Origin of the sequence: Psychrobacter halotolerans, from assembly GCF_039680845.1 — a bacterium.
Lineage (GTDB): Bacteria > Pseudomonadota > Gammaproteobacteria > Pseudomonadales > Moraxellaceae > Psychrobacter.
In genome coordinates this window covers 1-2,719 of record NZ_JBDKWD010000011.1, presented here as the reverse complement: position 1 = coordinate 2,719, position 2,719 = coordinate 1, and the positions used below count along the sequence as shown (strand labels likewise).

Genomic DNA, 2,719 nt, shown 5'->3' with positions numbered 1-2,719 from the left:
CTTCTTCACCGCCTGAATCTTAATCATCCCTGGGCACACCAGCTTAATACCACTATCGTCTATCGTAATCGAAGCCCCCGCTGACGTTTGCAGTTTAATCCGCTTCGGACTCGACACATTCACTTGCTCCGACTCACTACCAATCGTCATGCCTTGCTGAGAATGCAATTGCAGCTCACCGCCTTGTGCTTGTATCGCCACAGGTTTGGTATTGGCACTAATATGTATGCCTGATAGATCGGCTTGACCACCAATCCCCGAGAGTGACTCAATCGTATTTGCCGTCAGCATATAATTGCCTGCCACCACCTCTGACTGCGTGCTGCCTGATTGTCTGACAATCGTCTTCGCTGTCCACAGCGTATTACTGGCAGAGGCGAGGATACTGTCACGGCTCACCAGCATCACATCGGCTGCGCCTAAGACTTCTGTATTGAGTGTCTCATCAATCACTTGTGCCGTGGTTTTAAAGGTTTCTATTGATTGACCAGCACGACTGAGCGCCTTGGTCGATTGCAGGTGTGCTTGTTTGGCCTCTCCTAGCGTCTCACCCAGCTCAGCGCCTATTTTTAACTGGCGTTGTCCTGCATCATTGACCCATGCCGACTCATGCTCTGATTGTGAGTGTCTGAGTCCAAAGGTTGTGAGTAGTACACCTGTATCGCCACTGATCTGTAGTCCGTGATCGGTTGCGACATTGATCCCTTGACCACGGTCGCTCGATTGGTGATTGCTATAGCGATGACGCAGTACGCCAAGCTCTACACCGTGTTCATCGGGCACAAAGGTCGCCATCTCTGTGATGGTTGGGTTTTCGCTGTTTGCACTTGACCCAGTATTGACCGTCCACTGTAGTCCTACCTTGTTTGGCGTATCATCAAAGCTGAACGTCACTTCAGACTCAGCACTCAGTCCATACTGAGCAATACCTGATATCCAGCCGCTGTGCGCATCGTCCTCACTGATTTGCGAGTGACCCAAACCATTGCCATGCCATCTAGGGGAGGTGCCGCCTTGTACGTTGTGCCTGTTAGATAAGCCCGTATCACGGGTAGTGATGTCATGCTCATCCGTATCGCCCATACCGATACCATCAAACAGTGACCGGCTAATCACTGGACTGTCTATATCACCGTACCAGTGACTAAGTAGGACTGGTTGTCCCATACGCGGGGCAAACTGCCAGCCATGCGTCGCGCCTGATGACAGTTGCAGGACACGTAGAGGCGGGGTGGTGCCATCATCATGAGGACTGATGCCTGAATAGACAGGGGTAGTAATAGTTTGGTGTATCGCGTCATCAGTGATTTGTGAGTCGTAGCTTGGCGCACCAGCCTCTCCAGTACGGGCTTGCGTCAGACCGTGGTAGGTGCTGCTCACAAAGGACAATGCACTCGGGTAAGGGCAGTAAGGAATAGTGGTGTCAAGTAAACTCGCCGTTACCCAAATACCCGTATCACGGGCGATGTCATAGGCATTCTCAGGAATAAAGGCATCATTAGCATTCGGTATATGGTGTTGCAGGTGCTGGATCGCGCTTTTTAACCACTCCTTAATAAAGGCCTGATAATGATAAGAGACGCTATCATTATCGGGCTCAATGCCGATCGTCATGGTATCTATACAGCGAGTCGTTAAGTGGCCAATCGATGGTAGATCACTGATATTAACGGGACTACCGACGCTAAGACCGCGCATGGCGCCACTGGCTTGATAGGTTTCTCGCAGGCAACGATTTGCCCGTACCCATTGCTCAGCAAGTCTAACAGCAGAATCATCACTACTCACTCGGGACGGTGCAGCGAGCAGTACCGCAGTAGCATCTATTACGAAAGGCGACTCATCTATCGCTTGTCCTTCATAAATAGTGTCAGTGGCCAAACCATCCGCTCGTACTATAACCGTATGACTACTGAGCTGCCGCGCCGTCATTTGTAGCGTATTGACACTGTCTTGACCTGACTGGACTGAGGATTGAGCATAGCTGTAGCTCAGTGGCACTAGCTCGTTTTCATCCAGTCCACAGACCAGCCACCACGTGCCAAGCTCATCAAGGGAATCTCCTGATACCCACAAGGTAGACACACCAATATCAGCAAGCAGTCCAGTGACAAAATCATAGTCATTGATATCTGATTGTGTGCGTATCGATAGTGTCTCAGACAAGCGCCCTGATGCCAGTAGCGTCTCAGAGACTTGCCAATTCATCTCATAATCACTAAGGACAGTGGTCACGATATCGAGGGTAGACTGATTGATAAAACTGCGAGTATGTATGGACTGGGTGAGCTGCCAATCGGGGCTAACGATATCTAACGCATAGAAATGCATCGCGCCATCTGAATACTGATAGTTGACGCCTTTTATCAGTCCCGTACGAGAAGTGGGGGTGCGAATGGCGGATAGCGTGCTCAGGTATACAGGCATGCCCAACAATAATAAACAATCGTCATATTCAATAAAATCGTAGCCAAACACTAGTACATTAATATAGTCGGTTTGGTTAATATTGTTTTTTTCAAGAAATGCAATGGGATAAAAAGCGACTGAGCTTATTTGGTCAGTACCAACGGTTATATTATGTAGACGAGCGGTATTTAAAGGCATAATGAGGATACCGTTACGGCTTGTTTTATGCCAAAGAAATGGCTTGGATAAGAGTTTTTATCAATTATTTACCAATAAAAGTATAGAGTTTATTGAAATATTGTCAAGTCTA

1 protein-coding gene is annotated in these 2,719 nt (G+C 48.5%); it reads right to left on the bottom strand.

The features are described 5' to 3' along the window. Window positions 1-2,607, bottom strand: a 2,607-nt coding sequence (locus tag AAJP47_RS13430) for a DUF2345 domain-containing protein (RefSeq protein WP_346718409.1), incomplete at its 3' end; no start/stop codon positions are given. Window positions 2,608-2,719: the final 112 nt, after the last annotated feature.